This is a genomic window from Bradyrhizobium sp. URHA0013 (genome assembly GCF_000518345.1).
Lineage (GTDB): Bacteria > Pseudomonadota > Alphaproteobacteria > Rhizobiales > Xanthobacteraceae > Bradyrhizobium.
On sequence record NZ_KI912426.1, the window covers coordinates 1,311,688 to 1,331,314 of the forward strand.

General features: G+C 61.9%; 16 protein-coding genes. 9 read left to right on the plus strand and 7 right to left on the minus strand.

The genetic code is table 11. The annotated features are described in order from the left end of the window. Positions 1–552 precede the first annotated feature (552 nt). A complete protein-coding gene (locus N551_RS36325; protein ID WP_035962457.1) occupies positions 553–2,562 on the plus strand; it encodes an ATP-binding protein in 2,010 nt (669 codons plus the stop codon). 131 nt (positions 2,563–2,693) lie between these two features. On the opposite strand, the gene N551_RS0126720 is transcribed toward N551_RS36325, so the two are convergent. The 3 genes from N551_RS0126720 to N551_RS0126730 all read right to left on the minus strand — a co-directional run bounded on the left by N551_RS0126720 (position 2,694) and on the right by N551_RS0126730 (position 7,043). Beyond that, positions 2,694–4,079: a tyrosine-type recombinase/integrase gene (locus N551_RS0126720; protein ID WP_027569518.1), complete on the minus strand. Its 1,386-nt coding sequence runs from the start codon at positions 4,077–4,079 to the stop codon at positions 2,694–2,696. Positions 4,080–4,245: 166 nt separating this feature from the next. After that, on the minus strand, positions 4,246–5,145 hold the full coding sequence (locus N551_RS36330; protein ID WP_051462920.1) for a caspase family protein: 900 nt from the start codon (positions 5,143–5,145) through the stop codon (positions 4,246–4,248). A 35-nt stretch (positions 5,146–5,180) separates the two neighbouring features. Beyond that, positions 5,181–7,043 (minus strand): caspase family protein, encoded by a 1,863-nt coding sequence (locus N551_RS0126730; RefSeq protein WP_027569519.1) that lies wholly within the window; start codon positions 7,041–7,043, stop codon positions 5,181–5,183. A gap of 203 nt (positions 7,044–7,246) precedes the next feature. On the opposite strand from N551_RS0126730, the gene N551_RS0126735 reads away from it, so the two are divergent. Together N551_RS0126735 and N551_RS37445 are read left to right on the plus strand one after the other, a co-directional pair. Further along, on the plus strand, positions 7,247–7,609 hold the full coding sequence (locus N551_RS0126735; protein WP_027569520.1) for a DUF1428 domain-containing protein: 363 nt from the start codon (positions 7,247–7,249) through the stop codon (positions 7,607–7,609). Between the two features lie 157 nt (positions 7,610–7,766). Then, positions 7,767–8,213 (plus strand): hypothetical protein, encoded by a 447-nt coding sequence (locus N551_RS37445; RefSeq protein WP_245287857.1) that lies wholly within the window; start codon positions 7,767–7,769, stop codon positions 8,211–8,213. Here the strand turns inward: N551_RS37445 and N551_RS0126745 are convergent. The 3 genes from N551_RS0126745 to N551_RS0126755 form a co-directional block, all read right to left on the minus strand. Further along, positions 8,109–8,681, minus strand: coding sequence for an invasion associated locus B family protein (locus N551_RS0126745; protein WP_027569522.1), 573 nt, complete (start codon positions 8,679–8,681; stop codon positions 8,109–8,111). The two genes, N551_RS37445 and N551_RS0126745, sit on opposite strands and share 105 nt — an antisense overlap. Positions 8,682–8,747: 66 nt before the next feature. Next, a complete protein-coding gene (locus N551_RS0126750) occupies positions 8,748–11,894 on the minus strand; it encodes a multidrug efflux RND transporter permease subunit (protein WP_027569523.1) in 3,147 nt (1,048 codons plus the stop codon). Then, a complete protein-coding gene (locus tag N551_RS0126755) occupies positions 11,891–13,063 on the minus strand; it encodes an efflux RND transporter periplasmic adaptor subunit (RefSeq protein WP_027569524.1) in 1,173 nt (390 codons plus the stop codon). Before N551_RS0126755 ends, N551_RS0126750 begins: the two co-directional genes overlap by 4 nt. 364 nt (positions 13,064–13,427) lie before the next feature. Between N551_RS0126755 and N551_RS0126760 the strand changes: the two genes are divergently transcribed. The 6 genes from N551_RS0126760 (at position 13,428) to N551_RS0126785 (ending at position 19,173) form a co-directional block, all read left to right on the plus strand. Beyond that, the gene (locus tag N551_RS0126760; protein ID WP_027569525.1) at positions 13,428–13,667 is read left to right on the plus strand and encodes a hypothetical protein; all 240 of its coding nucleotides are present in this window, start codon (positions 13,428–13,430) and stop codon (positions 13,665–13,667) included. Positions 13,668–13,883: 216 nt separating this feature from the next. Beyond that, positions 13,884–16,280, plus strand: coding sequence for a TonB-dependent siderophore receptor (locus N551_RS0126765; protein WP_027569526.1), 2,397 nt, complete (start codon positions 13,884–13,886; stop codon positions 16,278–16,280). A gap of 2 nt (positions 16,281–16,282) precedes the next feature. Next, a complete protein-coding gene (locus tag N551_RS0126770; RefSeq protein ID WP_027569527.1) occupies positions 16,283–16,972 on the plus strand; it encodes a Fe2+-dependent dioxygenase in 690 nt (229 codons plus the stop codon). Then, a complete protein-coding gene (gene exbB, locus N551_RS0126775) occupies positions 16,969–17,889 on the plus strand; it encodes a tonB-system energizer ExbB (RefSeq protein WP_027569528.1) in 921 nt (306 codons plus the stop codon). The genes N551_RS0126770 and exbB overlap by 4 nt, the downstream gene beginning before the upstream one ends. A gap of 3 nt (positions 17,890–17,892) precedes the next feature. Next, positions 17,893–18,348: a TonB system transport protein ExbD gene (gene exbD, locus N551_RS0126780; RefSeq protein ID WP_018459254.1), complete on the plus strand. Its 456-nt coding sequence runs from the start codon at positions 17,893–17,895 to the stop codon at positions 18,346–18,348. Positions 18,349–18,357: 9 nt separating this feature from the next. Then, positions 18,358–19,173, plus strand: a complete 816-nt coding sequence (locus tag N551_RS0126785; RefSeq protein WP_027569529.1) for an energy transducer TonB — start codon at positions 18,358–18,360, stop codon at positions 19,171–19,173. On the opposite strand, the gene N551_RS0126790 is transcribed toward N551_RS0126785, so the two are convergent. After that, on the minus strand, positions 19,161–19,583 hold the full coding sequence (locus N551_RS0126790) for a hypothetical protein (protein WP_027569530.1): 423 nt from the start codon (positions 19,581–19,583) through the stop codon (positions 19,161–19,163). The two genes, N551_RS0126785 and N551_RS0126790, sit on opposite strands and share 13 nt — an antisense overlap. Positions 19,584–19,627 lie beyond the last annotated feature (44 nt).

Genomic DNA, 19,627 nt, shown 5'->3' on the forward strand with positions numbered 1-19,627 from the left:
ATCAGAAATGGGGGGCTCCCGCTAGAGTTGTTGCGAAGACGATCACATCTTCCCCGCTGATGGCAATGGCCTTTCGAGTGCGCTGGCTGAGTTGTGGAATTCTCGGTGAGCGCCGGACTACGACCAGCATACATAAGTTCGAGCAGAATCATATAGTTATCGCTAAGCGTCCTTTCGTGCCAGTTCTTAATGCCGTTCGCAGAGGCCGAAATGGAGCGGCCAAGGCTCGCCATGCGGAGGTGCAACGAAACGGCCGGCTTGGCAGCGCAAAACGATGGTGCAGCGACCTCTAGGGGGCGCGGAGATAGCCGATCGCTTGATCTCCCGCGTGAGTTGCGAGAAGGTCAGCGTGTTGGGGGGCTTATTGCTTTCAGCGCAAACGCAAGAATTCATTCCGCAACTCGGTCTAGGTCGGGGGCACCACCCGCTGACGCGGAGATCGGAACGACTCGCCGAGGAGGCTGCCGGCGAGGAGTTATCGGTTGATTCGTCGTAAGGCTAGTGCGCCCTGCGCATCCTCTGGCAGTTAAGAAATAAATCCGCAGGCAGGAAATGACAATACTCACGCTGACGGCACAACAGGACCACTTAGAAAAGGTCGCCAAGACCCACGATCCCATAAAGGCGATCTCGGAATTCGTTTGGAATGGATTGGATGCCAATGCAACGAATGTCGAGGTGAGCTTCGCGTTCAACACTCTCGGTGGAATTGAATCGATCTCTATTGCCGATAATGGCGACGGGATTTCACCCCTACGTGCCAATAAGGACTTTTCAAATCTCGGTGACTCTTGGAAGAAGACTGCTTCCCGCGTTCGTTCGCAGCGTGCTCTGCACGGCAAGGAGGGCCGAGGGAGACTGCGTTTCTATTCATTAGCACAGAGGGCCGTGTGGGATTCGACATTTAGTATCGACAACAAGCTGGGGGATCTCCGCATTGAGATCGAATCCGCAGCGCTCGGGAAGTCGTCGGTGTCGGATCAGACGGTATCCGAGCGGGAGCACACGGGCACGCAAGTAGTTCTATCAAATCTAAAGGGCACCTTTGACTGGCTCGCTTCGAGGGTAGCCTTTTTGGAGATTAGCGCGGTGTTCGCCCCGTATCTCTTGCGGTATCCAACCGTATCGATCTCGTACAACGGCGAGAGGATACGTCCCACTGACGCGATCTCCGCGTCGTACGACTTCCCGACCGAGACAATCGTTTGCCCCCATCGCACAGTCAAAGATCTGGCTATCTCTGTAGTCGAATGGAATTCCCATGTTGAGAACCGCCGCATACACCTCGGCGGTGAAAACGGAATCGTCCTTGGGTCGCAGCCGGCGAACGTGGTTGCGCCCGGGTTCGAATATTCCGCTTACGCCTATTCCTCATTTTTCCAAGAGATTGCAGATGCCCATCTCCTCGAACTAGACGATCTGACCGATCCAGACTTCTCCTATCTTCTGACCTATATTCGGGATGCGCTCTCGGATTACTTCCGCCAGAGACAGGCCGCGCGATCAAAGGGTCTCATCGAGGAGCTGAGAGCGGAGGGCGCGTACCCATATGATGGCGAGCCGCGAGACGAGATCGAACGAAAGGAGCGGCAAGTCTTCGAGATCGCCACCTATGCTGTTTCTTCTTATTCGAAAGATTTCACCAGAGCCGACGCTTCGCTTCGAAAGATGACACTCACTTTTTTGAAGGAGGCGATAAGGCACAATCCCGATTCTTTGTCGACGATTTTGCGTGCCGTCGTGAACTTGCCGAAAGCGCGACAGGACGAGTTCTCTTCCTTGCTAGAAAAGACCCAGCTAGGAAACATCATTTTAGCTTCGAGCCTGATAGCTGAGCGCGTGGTGGCCCTGCAAGTCCTGAGAGGAATGGTTTTCGATCCAGAGTATCGGCACAACACAAAAGAGCGCGGAGAACTCGACGTCATTATTAGGGACAATACGTGGATGTTCGGCGAGCGGTTTCACATCGCTCTTTCCGAGGTCGGGCTTACCCGAGTCATGGAGCGGGTAGCTCAAGAGCTGGGCGTGAAGGGGGCAAAGAAGAGTGTCAAGAAGGTGGACGGGTCTTCAGGCCGGCTGGACAATTTCCTGGGGCGGGTCGTGCCGCATCCCGACCGGAGTAAACAAGAATTCATCGTGATCGAACTGAAACGTCCTTCTCTGAAGGTTGGGCGTAAGGAACTTGATCAGTTAGAAGATTACGTGAATGCTTTGATGGCGCAGTTGGACTACGCCCACACCGACACGCAATGGACCTTCTTTCTCGTTACCGGCGAATATGACGCTGCGATCGCTCCGAGAATAACGCAAAAAGATAGACCAGTTGGGCTTTTCTTGAAGACGTCAAATGCTGAAGTCTGGGTGAGAACCTGGGCCGAGCTCATCCGAGATTGTGACGCGCGACTGCATTTCATTCAAGACAAGCTGAGGGTTGAGGTGTCTGCTGATGAAATCGACGCAAAGATCGCAGCACTTCGCGCATCGGTCTTGAAAGAAGACCGCGCTACAACTTCAAGATTCTCGCGGCAGGCGCCTGGGGCCAAGGCGGCCGACAAGAGTTGATAGCCGGCGGGTGCGGCCAGCCCTGTGCGGAGGCGTTTCGTGGCGGCTGCGGTAACTTCGAACTGTATTCGATCGCCAGCAATGTAATGAGGAACAATGGTTGTCGATGAATGACACAGGTGCGTTTGCCTTTAGATCGGCAATTTGACGGACTCCACGCAAGATCTCTTTAGACGCTTTAGTTGAGCGTTCGAATAGAGCCCGAAAGTGATGCCAACCTCGCTCTCGTGACCCATAATGTCCGCCACGACATTCTCTCGGTGTCCGGCGTCTTCTGCCTTCGTTGCAAACCAGCGTCTAAAGCTGTGGAAGTTGACTTTGGACCTCCGCGCTCCCGGCCGCTTGTCATGCACGCCCAGCTTCTTGCGATAGTAGGTAAACCGCTTAGAGAGGGCCATAGTCCGGTTGCCATCCCAGCCGGTGTCCTGAAAGTTAGGAAACAGATAAGCCGCCGCATCGCGTTTACCCACGAGTTTCGCGATCATCGGTCGCAGCGCCGAATGGATCGGAATGATGCGAACGCCCGCCGCAGATTTACTCCGAGTAATGCTGAACGTGTCGTCGCGGCAATCACCAACGCGAAGCTGGCCGATCTCATCGAGGCGCATTCCCGACAGGGCTGAAATCCTCATAGCGTTGGCCATGTCGGCGTCTGCTTGGCCCCTAAGAAGGATGCGTACCTCGTCATCCGTGAACGGCCGCTCGGGTCCCATCGGACCGTCTGGGGCAATTCTGTGTGCCTTGGCCTTAGGAAGCGACTTGCGCATCCACGGATTCGACTTCACACCGAAGCTCTTCTCCAGCCAAGTCCAATATTGCCGTAACGCGGATAGCTTCTTGTTGGCCGTCTTGAAGTGCACGCCAGCCTTGACGAAAGCCTCATCGCGGAAATCGGCGGCAACCCGATCGGTCGTTGTCTCGATGAAGAAACCTTGGCTTGCCTTTGTGCACCAATCCTTGAACTGCGATAGTGCCGTGCGGGCGTCGGCTTTAGTGCGCTCGCTGTAGGTCGAGGCCGCAAGCCACCGTTCGATGTAGAGGTCGGCGGGGGTGACCTTTGCGGACGCCAGTTGAACGAACCCGACGGCTTGCTTGGCCGCCGCCCGGTGTTCTCCGAAAGGATCGTAATCGTCCCGGGTACCGCCGGCCGCGAGGTCGATCTCTTCGGCGCGGTCCGTGATCTGATACATGAGGTCATTGCGCCGCGCGGCATCTGCCCGGACGAACTCTTCCCGGAAAGCCATGGCCTCCAAGAGTAGCGGGTCCTGATCTTCGGGGCCGGGCGTCCGGTGCTTGGCAATCTCGGACTTCAAATCCGCAACGGCATTCCAACGGGCAATGCGGGCCACCCGGACGTCCGTGGTCTCCAGGGACTTCAGAAGCCGCTTCTTACCAATGGCCGGCCGTAGCGTTCTGGGGACCTCAGCGACGGCGTACCAAGTCGTCCCTTCGCCCCGGGGCTGGGTCAGGTAGCGTCGATCACCGCCGCCTTTTTCTGATCGTAGAAGGATGTTCACAGGCCTCTGCCCCTAACGGCGCCCCCAACGGGTCGCCCCCAACGCGGGGATCAACATAGGCCTGTTTTTGCAGTATTTCCAGTGCTTCAGACCGATCCGGCGTAGGGTCCTAGTTCCCCAGCCAATTCCGGCGCCTTTCTGTTTCGCCCGCTGCGCCGTGTCGGCGTTACCTCGAATTTCTGCGCGCCGGATTCTTTCCTTTTTTCGCTGCTGATTTCTTTTTCTTCGCTACGGCCTTCTTCGTCTTGGCCAGGGTGAAGGGGCGGGCGGCCATGAAGGCCGGATTGCTGGCGCCCACCAGCGACAGTTTGGGTGACTGATCCGGCGGCATCTTGGCGCCGATGGCGGTGTGGAAGCGCCGGTAAGATCCCTTGAATGTCCCGCCGTTCCAGACCGCCTTCAGCGTTCCCGTGAACAGGCCGTTGAATGTGCCGTCCTGCGAGAGCTGGTTGTCCTGGCAGCCGGAGATCAGCAGCACCGACGCCTTGACGTTGGAGAAGGCCTCGGAAAGATCGCGTCGCTTCAGGATCGGATCATAGGTCTTCCTGTTGGCCTGATAGACGCGCAGCGCCATCTCGTCCGGCATCGCACGATAGATGGTGCCGGGGACCGTGCGTGCCCTAGCCTGATAGTGCAGGGCTTTGCTCACGCTGCCGCTATGACAGCTATCCGAGAGCAGCAGAATGCGCACGCCGGCTGCAAATGCGCCCCATGAGGAATACAGCTCGTCATCGACCAACTCGCCGTCGTAGAGGCACCAAGTCTCGTCCTTGCCGTCAGGCTCGTCGCCGTTGAGGTCTGGCAACTGACCGCCGTGGCCCGAATAGGTCAGGAAGAACATGTCGCCGGATTTGAGGGACTTGGCCGCGTGCGCGATGCCGCCCAGGACGGCCGCGCGTGTCGCCTTGCGGGTGACGAGCCTGGTCGGCGCGAAGCCGCTTGTGTGGGCGAGATCCGCCATGTCGTTGGCGTCGGCTTCGCAGGCGTTGAGAGGGCCGCTCCAGCCTTCGTAATGCTGCGGATCGACGGCGTTCAATCCGATGTGCAGGGACATGCCTGTTGCCATGATTACTTCTCCAAAGCCTGATCGCGAGTGCTTTGCTATCTCTTCTTTCTCGTCGCCTTCTTTGTCGCCGGCGCCTGCTTGCGCCCCGTCTTACGCGGCCGCCTGGACGGTGTTTTCGCAGCAGGCCTGGCGGACGCCGCGCCTTGCGATTTGCCCCACGGCACAGGAGCCGCACAGCGAACCTTGGCGCCGACCAGATTCGGCGTCTGGCTGTATCGCATCCGCCTCAGTTTCTCCGTGACCAGCTCGTTGAGCGTCTTGAACGAGGGATTTTCGCCCTTGGCCCTCAGCTCGCGCAGAGTGCTGGCCATGGAGTAGGTGTAGATGCCATAAGACGTCACGCCATCCCGGTATTCATAGGAGAGCTGCTGCTCCTGACAGGCCTCGAGCAGGATCGGCATGTACGGCCCGAGATGGTCGAGCTCCTTGCGCGTCTTGTCGTAATCCTTGTCCGGCTTGGTTCGCAGCATCATCGCGCGCCCGAGCCGTTGTGTCGCCCCGTTCTGTCCGAGGAAGTCGGCTCCATTCTTCCTGTCCTTCAAGCTCCTGTTCAGCGGCGTGAAGTCGCGCGGCACCCACATTCGCTCGGCGGCATCCCATTTCAGCGCACGGTGGCGGACGTCGTCCGGCGGGCTCAAACCCCGTACACGAGGACCGCCATCGCGCGTCATCCCGCCCGAATGGCAGCAATCGAACATCGCTACGAAATAGCTGTCATAGGGCAGTTGCGAATACAGCTCGGCGAACTGGCGGTCCAGAATGGCGTGGGCCGGGGACCAGTCGAAATCATAGGGAACGAGACATTCGTCGACGTGATCAGGCTCGCCCTGGATGTTGTAGCGGGGAATTTGGGCGCCGTGCCCCGAATAGAACAGCATGCGCTCGTCACCGCCACGAACGCCGTCGAGCAACCAATGCAACCGGTCCATGATCCCTTGCGTCGTCGCGCGCTCGTTGAGAACGATGCGGATATCTTCCGGCTCGAAACCGCTCTCCTGGAGCACCGAGCTCATCAGGAACACATCGTTGACGCAGCCTTCGAGCCTGCTGGCCGGGTCAGGATAGTCGTTGATGCCGATCAGCAGCGCGCGGCGGCCGGGTTTGACAGCAAGGCTCGCCATCTCGCGCGTAGCGCTCAGGATCGCGCGCGAGGCAGGCGCCGGAGCGCCCTCATGCCAGACCGTCGCAACTGTGCTGGTGTGCGACAGGTACCATGTCGCATCGTGATTGAGCGCGTCGTTGGGAACGTCGAAGGACACGATGACCTGCTGATAATTATCCGCACGAATGTCGAGCGGATAGGTCAGCACGTGATCGCCGGGATTATAGAGGTGGTACCATTTTCGGCAGGTTAGGGGCTGAATGCGGCCGGCAAAGACGTCGCGCACCGCCGGGTTGCCGATTTGCGAGCCGAAGCTGACGAAGATCGCATCCTTGATCGCGTCGCCGTCGTGCAGGAAGGTGTCGTAGCAGATCAGCGAGCCGAGGCTGTGCGCCAGGACCATATCGTAGGTCTTGCCGTCGATCTTGTCGAGAATGAGCTGGCGGAGGTCCTTGCGGAGCTGTTCGTCGGTTGACCACTGGGCGATCATGCCTGCGGTCCATTTGATGACGGCGGGGATGTCGCCGATGCCTCGTGCGCCAGTCAGGAGGTCGCCGATGCCGTGAACGACCGCGCTCGCCAGCAGCTTGGCCGCGGCCGCGGCGTAGGTGAGGGAATTGAGCGGGGCCCTCTCGAACAGATCGTCGTAGCGAACGAAATCAATCTCGAGCTGGACTCCCTGGTCGACCTGCTCGACGGCACGCGTGATGACTTCGGACCAGGACTGCTGAAACCCGGCATCGATCTCCGCGTGACCGACGCCGTGGACGCAAAGCAACGACAGGCGGGTGCTCATGAAAGCGGCCTCCTCAAATACAATCTGAAATAGCGGCTGTGCGGATGCAAACGTCAGGGATGATGTCACGGAGCCGCGACGGGCGAATGTGAAGTAGCGCACGAATTGCTCGCGACAGTTTGCCTCACCTTGTGGGTGCCACGACGAGTCGGGCCGCCGCGCGCTGGATCGTCCTCCGGACACACAACCCAAGGAGATCCGTGATGCCCTATGTCGATGGTTTCGTGCTGGCCGTGCCAAAGGACAACATCGAGGCGTACAAGGCGCTGGCGACAACAGCCTGCGCCATCTGGATGGAGCACGGTGCGCTCGATTATGTCGAATGCATTGGCGACGACGTGCCCTATGGCGAGCTGACCTCGTTTCCGCGCGCGGTGATGGCGAAGGAGGACGAGATCGTGGTGTTCTCATGGATCGTCTATCGCGACCGGGAGACTCGCGACGCCGTCAACAAGAAGGTGATGGCGGACCCGCGGCTGAAGTTGGAGGGCATGCCGTTCGACGGCAAGCGCATGATCTATGGCGGCTTCACGACGCTGCTGAGGGCGAGCGACCCCGTGAAGTGAGGGCGCTGACCAGCCCCACATATCGGTGCTTGCCCATGCAGCAGCATCGTGGCTAGCCGTTTCACTTGCCGGCTACAGCCTTTACGTCAAGGACGGCGATCTCGTGCATGACCTCAGCATCGGCGGCAGTCACCAGATCGTCCGCTCGGAGCGCTAGGTGCCGTCGGGCGCGCGGCGGCTCGGCGTGCATGTCGAACGTCTCGTGCGCAAGGAGCCGCCGGCCAAGGGCTCGCGTACCGGCGTCACCGGCGTCACCGGCTACACGCGGCTGATCGACGGCGAGCCCGCGGGAGCGCTGCAGACCCAGCTCAGATTCCACATGCTGATCTCGTGGTCCGGCCTCGACATCGGCCGCGACAGCTCGGTGTCGCATTACGATGCGCCGTTCGAATTCGAAGGACGCTCTCGCGCGTCACTGTCGTCATGCACGACGACCAGAAGCTCGACGGCGACGCCGTCGGCAACGCGCAGATGGCGCGGCGGTGAACGCGCGAAAGAGCTACTTGATCTTGTCGTAGGCCGCCGCGAAATCGCCCAGCGGCATCGGGATCGCGATCGTTTCCTTGGCCATGTTCTGGAAGGAGACCTTCAGCTGCTTGCCTGACCTTAAAGTGGCCAACAGGTCTGGTGCGATCGGCGTCGATGCGTAGCAGCCGCGGTTCTCGCAGGTCTGGATTGGGAGATCGACCGTCTTGCCGTCGTCGACCTGGAGCTTGGTCCCGATGGGAAGGTTAAGGCCAAGCGGCAATTGCAGCAGCGCCACGGGTGTGCGGGTGTCGGGCGCGATGCGGATGTTGATCAGGACGACGGTCTGGCCGGTCTTGGTGAGCACCGCGTTCTGCTCCATCGCGCATTCGAGCGGTGCGTCGCGGCTGACGCTGGTGCAGCGCACGACCCAGCCGGGCTGCTGCGCCACAGCGCCGTCAGCCTGCGGCTGCGTCGGAGCGGGCGCAGGCTGTGCCGCCGGGGCAGAGGGAGTCGCGTTCTTCTTGGCGCCTTGCTGGGCATACGCGCCACCCGCAGACAACAGGACAGCGGCGACAAGGGCGACAAGTCTGGATTGCATGGGCATGGCAAGACCGCGTTGACGTGAACCAAGGGCCTCGCTGTAACGTCGTGAGGCGTGCGGTGCAAGCTGCTACTCGGCAGCTTCCTTAACGGTGCCGTGCTCGACCGTCTCGTCGCCTTCGCCGTCACCCTTACGGCCCCAGCCCGAGAACCAGTTGTTGAGCTCGTCGAGATAGAGATAGACGACCGGGGTGGTGAACAGCGTCAGCGCCTGGCTGACGATCAGACCGCCGACCATGGCGTAGCCGAGCGGCTGGCGAATCTCGGCGCCGGTGCCGTGGCCGAGCATCAGCGGCACGCCGCCGAGCAGGGCAGCCATCGTCGTCATCATGATCGGACGGAAGCGCAACAGCGCCGCCTGCCGGATCGATTCCGCCGGCGTCTTGTGCTCGTCGCGCTCTGCGGCGATGGCGAAGTCCACCATCATGATGCCGTTCTTCTTCACGATGCCGATCAGCAGAATGACTCCGATCAAAGCAATGAGGCTGAACTCGAAGCCGGCCGCCATCAGGATCGCGAGCGCGCCGACGCCGGCCGAGGGCAGGGTCGACAGAATCGTGATCGGATGGATGTAGCTCTCGTAGAGGATGCCGAGGATCAGATAGACCACGACCAGCGCGGCGAGGATGAGGAGCGGCACGGTGCCGAGCGATTGCTGGAACGCTTGTGCCGTGCCCTGGAAGCTGGAATTCAGCGTCGGCGGCGCGCCGAGATCGGCCATCGCCTTCTGCACAGCCTCGGTGGCCTGGCCGAGCGCGACGCCCTGGGCGAGGTTGAAGCTGATCGTGATCGCGGGGAACTGGCCCTGGTGGCTGATCGAGAGCGGGCGGACCGGATCGGTGCTCCAGGTCGCGAAGGTCGACAGCGGCACCTGGTCGCCGGTCAGCGGAGATTTCAGGTAGAGCTTGTTCAGGCTCTCGAGGCTGCCCTGCATCTCCGGCAGGATCTCGAGGATCACCTTGTAGGTGTTGAGCTGGGTGAAATACTGCGTGACCTGGCGCTGTCCGAAGGCGTCGTAGAGCGTGTCGTCGATCAGCTGCGGCTGGATTCCGTAACGCGCTGCAGTATCGCGGTTGATCTTGAGCTGAACCGTGGTGCCCTGGGTCTGCTGGTCGGTCGCAACGTCGCGCAGTTGCGGCAAGGTCTGCATCTTGGCGAGGATCTTCGGTGCCCAGTCGTTGAGCTCGGCGAGATCGGCGTCCTGCAGGGTAAACTCGAACTGGGTGCGCGTCGGCCGGCCGCCGAGCCGGACGTCCTGGGCTGCCTGCATGTAGAGGCGGGCGCCGGACACCTTCTCGAGCTTGGGACGCAGCCGCGCGATGATCTGCTGCGCGGAGGCTTCGCGCTCGTTGCGCGGCTTCAGCGTGATGAACATGTTGCCGTTGTTGCCGGCGCGGCCGCTGCCGCCGATGTTCATCGCGATGGATGCGATGTCGGGATCGTCCATCACGATCTTGCCGAGCTCGACCTGGCGGCGCTGCATCTCCGCGAACGAGATGTCCTGGGAGGCTTCCGAGGTCGCAGTGATCAGGCCGACGTCCTGTTGCGGGAAGAACCCTTTCGGGATCAGCACGAACAGATAGACGGACAGGGCAAGGGTCGCGAAGAAGATCGTGAGCGTGGTGCGGCGCCAGGCCAGGGCATGGTCGAGCATCCATTCGTAACCGCGCAACATCCGGTCGAAGCCGCGCTCGCTCCACTGGTAGAACTTGCCGTGGGTGACCTCGCCATGGGCGCGCAGGAAGCGCGAGGCCATCATCGGCGTCAGGGTCAGCGACACGAACATCGAGACGAAGATCGTCATCGCCAGCACGACGGCGAATTCGCGGAACAGGCGCCCGATGATGCCGCCCATCAGCAGCAGCGGAATCAGCACCGCGACCAGCGAGATGCTGATCGAGACGATGGTGAAGCCGATTTCCTTCGAGCCCTTGAAGGCCGCCGCCATCGGCGATTCGCCTTCCTCGATGTAGCGCGTGATGTTCTCCAGCATCACGATGGCGTCGTCGACGACGAATCCGACCGCGATGGTGAGCGCCATCAGCGACAGATTGTCGAGCGAGTAGCCGAACACCCACATCAGCGCGCACGCGCCCAGCAGCGCCAGTGGCACCGTGATGGTGGGAATGACCGTTGCCCAGAAGCTGCGCAGGAAGATGAAGATGACCATGACGACCAGCGCAATGGTCAGCAGCAGCGTGAACTGGACGTCTTCGACCGCGGCGCGGATTGTCGTGGTGCGGTCGCTGATGACCTCGATCTTGATCGCGGGCGGGATCGCTGCGACGAGGCGAGGCAACGTCGCCTTGATCCGGTCAACGGTCTCGATGACGTTGGCGCCGGGTTGCTTGAACACCACCAGGAACACGCCGCGCTTGCCGTTGGCCCAGGCCGCCTGCTTGGCGTCCTCGGGGCCGCTGACCGCCTGGCCGATGTCGCGGATTCGCAAGGGACCGCCGTTGCGATAGGCGATGATGACGTCGTTCCAGTCCTTGGCCTGGGTGAGTTGGTCGTTGGCGTAGATCGTGTAGGCGCGCTTCGGGCCGTCGATGTTGCCCTTGGGGCTGTCGACCGTGGTGATCGCGATCTGGCTGCGCACGTCCTCCATCGACAGGCCCTTGGCGACGAGCTTCGCCGGGTCGATCTGAATGCGGATCGAGGGCTTCTGCTGGCCGCCGATGAAGACCTGCGCGACGCCCGAGAGCTGGCTGATCTGCTGGGCGAGCTGGGCATCGACCGCGTCGCTGACGCTGGTCAGCGGCATTGTCTCGGAGGTTGCCGACAACAGCAGGATCGGGGCGTCGGCCGGGTTGACCTTGCGGTAGGTTGGTGGGGAGGGCAGGTTCTTCGGCAGCTGACCGCTCGCGGCGTTGATGGCGCCCTGCACGTCGTTGGCGGCGCCGTCGATGCTGCGGTTGAGGTCGAACTGGATGGTGATCGACGCGGTGCCCAGATAGCTCGTCGAGGTCATCTGGGCGATGCCCGGGATCTGGGCGAATTGCCGTTCGAGCGGCTGGGCCACCGACGAGGCCATGGTCTCGGGGCTGCCGCCCGGCAGATTGGCGGTGATCTGGATGGTCGGGAAGTCCACCTGCGGCAGGGGCGCGACAGGCAGCAGGGGATAGGCGACGAGACCGACGAAGAGAATGCCGGCCATCAGCAGCGAGGTGCCGATGGGATAACGGATGAAAGGTGCCGAAATCCCGCCCGCGTTCATTCCTGTCGAACCTTGTTCTGCGCCGGATCCGTACTCGCCACGGCCGTGGAGACGAGGCTTCCGGGCTGGACCTTGAATTGGCCCCCGGTGATCACCTGCTGCCCGGGCGTCAGCCCTTCGTCGACGACCGAACGTCCGTCAATCGCGTAGCTGACCTTGATCTTGTGCACCTCGGCCTTGTTGTCCTGATTGACGGTATAGGCGTAGAGGCCGTTGGTGGAGTGCTGGACCGCGTCATCCGGGACAACGGTCGCATCCTTCAGAGTGCGCACCAGCAGGCGCGTCGACACCGACTGCCCGGGCCACAGCGCGTGGTCCTTGTTGTCGAACACCGCCTTGAGCCGGATCGTCCCGCTGCTGGTGTCGACCTGGTTGTTGATGACCGCGAGCTTGCCCTCGGCCAGTGTCTTCTTGCCGTCGGTCGTGAAGGCGATCACCCTGAGCGCGCCGGCCTTCTGGCCCTCGCTGATATAGGGCAGCTGGTCTTCTGGTGCGGTGAAGATCACCGAGATCGGCTCGACCTGCGAGATCGTGACGATGCCGGTCTGCGTCGAGGAATTGACGATGTTGCCGACGTCGACCTGGCGCAGGCCCGCGACGCCGGTGATCGGCGCCTTGACCTGGGTGTAGTCGAGCTGGGTCTGCGCGTTGGAGATCGAAGCTTCGTCGGCGGCGATCTGCGCGGTGAGCTGGGCGACCGTGGAGCGCTGGGTGTCGACCCGCTGTGCGGTGGCGAATTCGCCGAGTTTCATGGCGCGCTGGAGCTCGAGATTGGCGTTGGCCAGATTTGCCTCGTCCTGCGCCTTCTTGGCCTTGGCCTGGTCGAGCGTGGCCTGATAGGGGCGGGGATCGATCGAGGCGAGGAGCTCGCCCTCCTTGACGATCTGGCCTTCGGTGAAGGCAATCTTGTCGATCTGCCCATCCACCCGGGTCCGGACTTGGACGGTGTTGAAGCCCGCAACCGTGCCGAGACCGGTCAGGTAAACCGGAAAGTCCACCTTCTGGACCGGCGAAACGCTCACGGGGACGGCGGGCGGGCGCTGCGGCCCCTTCTGTGCGGTCTGGGTTTTTCCAGCGTCGGGCGAGCCGAATTTCTGCCAACCATAGTAACCCGCGGAGGCCACGGCCGCGATGATCAGAATCCAGAGGATCGGCCGGGACTTTTTCATATCGTCTCGTGTCGGCTCTTGTGCCTTAAGCTACGAATTGTGAGGCAATCATAGGGTTCCAGCGCGCTTGTATAATACACGCCAAGTTCCAGTGTAAACAGCACTATCGGCTGAGAATCCTAAACAATTGGAAAGCTTTGCACTGTCTAGGCAGCTCCGTGTCACTACGGTGTGCAGTGCTGCATTCTCCCGCCACGAACGATCTGCGAGCAAATCTTGTGCAATGCTCGGAAGCGGTGTGCGCGGGATAGGGATGCGCTACGCGGGGCGGCTCCCAAGAACGGTTCTAAGTCGCGCAGAGGCCGTTTCGGTTGTCAGGAAATTCGGCATCGGCCATATCGGCGCGTTGCAATGGGAGCGCAGGATGGACGAACTGAACGGCAAGCTGATCGCGTGTCAAATCCTGATCACGGGACTGATCGCACGCGTCGCCAACGAGCAGCGTGATCCCTTGCACTTTCTCACCGACTTCCGCGACGAGATCAGAGCCGTCGTCGGGGGCGTCAACATTGCCGGCATGGACAACAGCGATCGCGTGCGCGCGGTGGCGCAGAAGACTGTCGATGAATTGTTCTCGCTGATGAAGCCGACGAGCAGTGATTGACGATGCGCGCGCGACCGCCGATCTCGCGCTCGCTTTAGAACAAATCCAATCTTGATTTAGAACGATTTCAAACTGCAGTTTAGAATCGTTTTGATCTGGACTTATTCAAGGGTTCTCGCGGCTTGCTCGCATTGACCCGCTATTTTGCGGCCGATACCAACACTCCAATCGCTCATCGAAGTGAATGGGCGAACAGGAATATGGGGCGTGTTGGTAATGGGGCAGGTGGTCGCACCGAAGTCGTTGCGTTCGGTCGCAGCATTCGATGAAAAGTTCACGGGCGTTTCCGGCAAGAAGGTCTCGGCTGTCGCGGGCCTGATCGCGGCAGCATCGGTGTCGAGCGGCGCGGAGGCGCAGCAGTCGAACCTGCCGCCGGTAACGGTCGATGCGCCGGTCGCGCGTCCGCGCCCGGTGGCTTCGAAGCCGACGGCGGACCAGGTCCGCGCGCGCAATGCGCTTCGCCGCGCCGCGCAGCGGCAGCAGGCGGCGCAGCAGACCGCTCCTACCGTTCCGGCCGGCGAAGCCGATCGCAATCCCTATTCCGATCCGGCGGCACCCTACAAGGTCGACCACGTCCAGGCCTCCGGCAAGTTTCCCGAGCCAATGCTGAACACGCCGAAGACCATCACCGTGCTCAGCAAGGAAGTGCTCGAGGACAAGAACGCCACGACGCTGAAGGAGATCGGGCGCTCGACCGCCGGCGTGACGCTGGGATCTGGGGAAGGCGGCAACGCGTTCGGGGATCGCTTCTTCATCCGCGGCTTCGATGCGCGCAACGACGTCTTCATCGACGGTATCCGCGATCCCGCGGTCTCGATCCGCGAGAACTTCTTCACCGAGCAGATCGAGATTCTGCGCGGGCCGGCCTCGTCCTACGCAGGCCGCGGCACCGCCGGCGGTGCCATCAACATCGTCACCAAGCAGGCTGGCGACGTCAATTTCAAGCGAATGGACACCGAGTTCGGCACCGACCGGACCAAGCGGGTCACGCTCGACGTCAACCAGGTCATCGATCCCACTTTCTCGGTGCGCGCCGGCGGCCTGTTCCAGGACGCCAACGTCGCCGGCCGCGATTACGTCACCGACAATCGCTGGGGTTCGTTCATCGCGACCAAGTATACCCCGACCAACGACATCAAGATCACGACGAACTACGTCCACACCGACCTCAGCGGCTATCCTGATTTCGGCGTGCCCTACTACAAGCAGGGCAACGTCCCGGTGACGTCGGCGGGCATTCCGCGTGGTAACTGGTACGGCTTCCTCAACCGCGACTTCCAGACCGCGCGGCAGGATTTCGGCACCGGCACGATCGAGTACAAGGTCAACGAGGCCATCACGCTGAGCAGCAAGGTGCGCGGCGAGCACTCGCTGCTGAATTATATCGGCACGCTGCCGCAGAACCCGGTTACGACGAGCCCCAATCCGCTGCTCTGGACCACGACGGCCAGTGCGCAGAGCCGCTACCAGAACGTCGACGTGTGGGCCAACCAGAACGAGGCCACGTTCAAGCTCAACACCGGCGGGGTCAAGCACACCGCGGTGTTCGGCGTGGAATATGCCAACGAGAACATCTCGATCGACCGTTACACCGGCCTCTCGTCGGAACTGTTCGGCGGCGGCTCGACCAGCAGCGGGGCGGTCCCGGGGGTCAACCTCTACTCGCCGCAGTACACCTACATTCCCTTCAGCAACACGCCGTCGCTGGTTGGAAATCCGACGCGCTATGGCGTCAACACCAGCAGCGTCTACGTCATGGACACCGCGAATTGGCAGGACACGATCATCGTCAATGGTGGCGTGCGCTACGACGGTTACAGCCAGAGTTCGTCGACCAACGCGGATCATCTCAAACAGAATGCCGATCTCGTCAATTACAACGTCGGCCTGGTCTACAAGCCGATGTCGATCGGCAGCCTCTATGCGGCCTATGCGACCTCGGCCAATCCGTTCGGATCGGAGCTTGACGCGACCGCCACCGACTACGGCGGCATTCCTGCCAACACGGCTATCTTGCTCGGGCCGGAGCGCAACAAGGCAGCCGAACTCGGCACCAAATGGGAACTGGCTGATCGCCATTTGCTGGTCAGCGCCGCGTTGTTCCAGACCACGAAGGACAATGCGCGCGAAACCGTCAGCGGCCTGCTGACTTCGGGCGCTGCCTACAGGATCCAGGGCATCGATATCGAGGCCGAAGGCAAGATCACCGATCGCTGGAGCATCTTCGGCGGCCTGGTGTTGATGCAATCGAAGGTCACGCAGAGCGGTCTCGCCTCAAATCTCGGCCTGCAGCTTGCCAATGTGGCTCATCAATCGTTCAGCATGCTGACCAAGTACAAGTTCGACGACGGCTGGGAGCTGGGCGGTCAGGCGGTGTACCGTTCGAAGGTGTATGGCGGCACGTTCGCGGCCAATACCGGCAACGAGCTGCCGAGCTACTGGCGCTTCGACGCGTTCGTCGAGAAGAAGATCGACAAGAACTGGACAATGAAGTTCTACGCCCAGAATCTCACCAACAAACTCTACTACGATACGCTCTATCGCAGCGCGGTTCCCTTCGTCGCGGTCGCGCCGGGGCGGGCGTTCTACCTCATCACGACGGCGAAGTTCTGATCATGTTGACCTGCCTTCCTGGCGTTCTGAGCAAGGATGATGTGGCGGATTTCCGCCGCATCATGGAGGCCAGCGAATGGGAAGACGGGCGCTCCACCGCGGGCTCGCAGTCGGCGATGGTCAAGCGCAACGAGCAATTGCCGCCGGACAGCGAGGTCGCGCGCAAGCTCGGCAACCGCATCGTTTCGGCGCTGACTTCGAACCCGCGCTTCATCGCCGCGGCGATCCCGCTCCAGATCTTCCCGCCGCTGTTCAACCGCTATGCGGCCAGCAGCGGCCACCATTTCGGCCTGCACGTCGACAATGCCATCCGCGGCGACCGGCTGACCGGCCTTCGGATCCGCACGGATCTGTCGGTGACGCTGTTCCTGGCCGAGCCGGAGGAGTACGACGGTGGCGAACTTGTGATCGAGGACAGTTACGGTTCGCACGAAGTCAAGTTGCAGGCCGGGGACTGCGTGCTCTATCCCTCGACCAGCCTCCATCTGGTCACTCCGGTGACGAGGGGAACGCGGGTTGCGTCTTTCTTCTGGCTTCAGAGCATGATACGGGACGATCAAGCCCGGAGCATGATCTTTGACTTCGACACCGCGATACAGGCGCTGGTGGAACGGCTCGGGCGTGACGATCCCGAAACGGTCAAATTGACGGGTATCTATCACAATCTCATTCGCTACTGGGCCGAAGTATGAAGATCATGTCCTTCCAAGCAAGCCTTGCCGCAGCTCTGGTGCTGGCGGCCGCCTGGCTTGCATCCCCTGTTTCTGCCCAGACACAGGCCGCGCCCGCGGCACCGGTCCAGTCGACGGCTCAGCCGTCCGCGGTCAGCCCGGCCCCGGTTGTTGCTCCGCCTGCGGCGCCCCAAGCTGTCGTGTCCGCGGCTGCAAAGTCCGATACGGCAGCCGGCATCGCGCCCGCCATGAAGGAATTGTCGCCCTGGGTGATGTTCCAGTCGGCGGATATCATCGTGAAGGCGGTGATGATCGGGCTCGCCTTTGCGTCGCTCGTGACCTGGACGGTGCTGATCGCCAAGTCGATCGAATTGTCGATCGCCTCGACCAAGCTTCGCTCGGCGCTGAAGAAGATCGCGGAGGCGCGCTCGCTCGCGGAAGCGCAGATGGCGCTCGGCTCCAAAGCGGGGATCCTGCCGTCCTTCCTGGCGGCGGCGCTGCGGGAGGCGCGGATGTCGGCCGGCCTGTCCAGTGACACCGGCATCAAGGAGCGGGCGGCTTCGAGCTTCTCCGAGATCATGCGCGCGGAGGCGCGGCGCATCCGCGTCGGCATGGGCGTGCTCGCGACCATCGGCTCGACCTCGCCCTTCGTCGGCCTGTTCGGCACGGTGTGGGGCATCATGAACAGCTTCATCGGCATCTCGAAGTCGCAGACCACGAACCTCGCCGTCGTCGCGCCCGGCATCGCCGAGGCGCTGCTCGCCACCGCGATCGGCCTGGTCGCCGCCATTCCCGCTGTCATCATCTACAATTACTTCTCGCGCGTGACGAAGAGCTATCTCGAGCTCGTCAGCCGTGCCTCGGGCGCGGCGGGGCGGTTGCTCTCGCGCGATCTCGACCGGAGCCACGGCAGCGTGCATTCGCGTGCGGCGGAGTGAATCATGGGCGTTTCGCTCGCAGACAATGATGACGACGACGATTTCGGCGAAACGCATGAAATCAACGTCACGCCGTTCATCGACGTCATCCTGGTGCTGCTGATCATCTTCATGGTCGCAGCGCCGCTCTCGACCGTCGACCTGCCGATCGATCTGCCGACGTCGAGCGCGACGCCGCAGAAGAAGCCGGACAAGCCGACCTATCTCAGCATCAAGCCCGATTTGACGCTTGCCATCGGAGAGAACCCGGTGCACCGCGCCGAGTTGATCGGCACGCTCGATGGTCTGTCCGACATGAGCAAGGACAAGTACGTCTTCCTGCGCGCCGATCGCTCGGTGCCGTATGGCGAGTTGATGGGCGTCATGGAGCTGTTGCGCTCAGGCGGCTATTCGCGGGTGAAGCTGGTTGCGCTGGAAGGCGCTCCGGGGGCGCCTGCGGCAGGCGCCGCTCAGCCTTAGAGGCCCGCGATGTCGGACGAGTCCAGACCAGCCAGGACGCTTTGGATTTTCGCAGCGATGGCGGCGCTCGCGCTGCATCTGGGCGGTGCGGCGCTCGCGCTGGCGCACCTGCGGGCCGATGACGGCGACGACGGCCTCGGCGCGGCCGGCGCGGAGTTCGCTGTCGAGATGGCCTCGCCGAAGGCGCCTGACACCGACCTTCCGCCGGGACCGGATAGCGAAGCGATGCAGGAGCAGCAGGCGCTTCCCGAGCAAAAGGCCGAGACCAAGGAAACCGAGCTTCCAAAGGATCAGTCGCAACAGGTCGACGATCCCGATCGGGTCGTCACGGAGAACATCTCGAAGAAGCCGCAGGACGAGGATCCGAAGATTGCAGCGGTCGAAACGCCCGCTGCGGAAGCTTCGCCGAAGTCCGTTGCGACGGCGCGGCAGACGCTCGACGAGGACGCGCGCGAGGCCGAGAAGGCGCTGGCGCCTGTGCTCGGCATCGGCAAGGACATTCTGAAGCTCACGGCGGACTGGAATCGCAAGATCAGCGCGCATCTCACGGCCCACAAGGTCAACCCGGAGGGCAAGGAGCCCAACAATCAGAAGGTCAAGGTCAGCTTCGCGATCAACCGACGGGGCAACGTGCTTTCAGTCGACGTTGTCGAGTCGTCGGGGGATGCAGCTTACGATGCGGCGGCGATCTCGATTGTCCGCAAGTCCGATCCCATCCCGCAACCGCCCGCCAGCCTGACCGACGACCGGTTCGAGCGCACCGTCGACATCATCTTCACGCCGCCGGACGCAAAGAAAAAGAAGAAGACGGCTCAGCGCCAGTAGAGCCGGATCCCGACATAGACCACGACCAGGCAGGCGAAGATCAGCGCCACTGGGAGCGGCCGTTTCTGGCTTGCGCCCGCGGTCGCTGCTCCGAAGAAACTGGCCTTTTTCGGCTTCGGGTCTGGGCGGCGGAACGCGGTAACATTGTCCGCCGCCGGCTCGGCCGCCCGTGGGCGGACGTCAGGCGGGGTTCCCGCGCCGCCCATCTCGGCATAGTAGGCCTTGTAGATGGCGCCGATGGTGGCCTCGGTAGCCTCACCCTCGTTCATCTGTGCCTGCAGGTTCTTGTAGCTCACGAGGAATTCCTGCGCCCCCGGAGGCAGCGCCGACGACCCGTTGAGCTTGGCCATCATCTTCCAGGTGGCGAAATCGGCGCGGGCGCGGGTATCGGCGCGTCGCGCGATCAGCATGTCGGCAGCTTTGACCAAGTCGGCCTCGAGCCCTTCGGCTTGTG

Excerpts from the sequence above, each read along its gene's own strand:
- N551_RS36325 (WP_035962457.1), top strand. The coding sequence starts at position 553 with ATGACAATACTCACGCTGACGGCACAACAGGACCACTTAGAAAAGGTC.
- N551_RS36330 (WP_051462920.1), bottom strand. The coding sequence starts at position 5,145 with ATGGCAACAGGCATGTCCCTGCACATCGGATTGAACGCCGTCGATCCG.
- N551_RS0126730 (WP_027569519.1), bottom strand. The coding sequence starts at position 7,043 with ATGAGCACCCGCCTGTCGTTGCTTTGCGTCCACGGCGTCGGTCACGCG.
- N551_RS0126735 (WP_027569520.1), top strand. The coding sequence starts at position 7,247 with ATGCCCTATGTCGATGGTTTCGTGCTGGCCGTGCCAAAGGACAACATC.
- N551_RS0126745 (WP_027569522.1), bottom strand. The coding sequence starts at position 8,681 with ATGCCCATGCAATCCAGACTTGTCGCCCTTGTCGCCGCTGTCCTGTTG.
- N551_RS0126750 (WP_027569523.1), bottom strand. The coding sequence starts at position 11,894 with ATGAACGCGGGCGGGATTTCGGCACCTTTCATCCGTTATCCCATCGGC.
- N551_RS0126755 (WP_027569524.1), bottom strand. The coding sequence starts at position 13,063 with ATGAAAAAGTCCCGGCCGATCCTCTGGATTCTGATCATCGCGGCCGTG.
- N551_RS0126760 (WP_027569525.1), top strand. The coding sequence starts at position 13,428 with ATGGACGAACTGAACGGCAAGCTGATCGCGTGTCAAATCCTGATCACG.
- N551_RS0126765 (WP_027569526.1), top strand. The coding sequence starts at position 13,884 with ATGGGGCAGGTGGTCGCACCGAAGTCGTTGCGTTCGGTCGCAGCATTC.
- N551_RS0126770 (WP_027569527.1), top strand. The coding sequence starts at position 16,283 with ATGTTGACCTGCCTTCCTGGCGTTCTGAGCAAGGATGATGTGGCGGAT.
- exbB (WP_027569528.1), top strand. The coding sequence starts at position 16,969 with ATGAAGATCATGTCCTTCCAAGCAAGCCTTGCCGCAGCTCTGGTGCTG.
- exbD (WP_018459254.1), top strand. The coding sequence starts at position 17,893 with ATGGGCGTTTCGCTCGCAGACAATGATGACGACGACGATTTCGGCGAA.
- N551_RS0126785 (WP_027569529.1), top strand. The coding sequence starts at position 18,358 with ATGTCGGACGAGTCCAGACCAGCCAGGACGCTTTGGATTTTCGCAGCG.
- N551_RS0126790 (WP_027569530.1), bottom strand. The coding sequence starts at position 19,583 with ATGCTGATCGCGCGACGCGCCGATACCCGCGCCCGCGCCGATTTCGCC.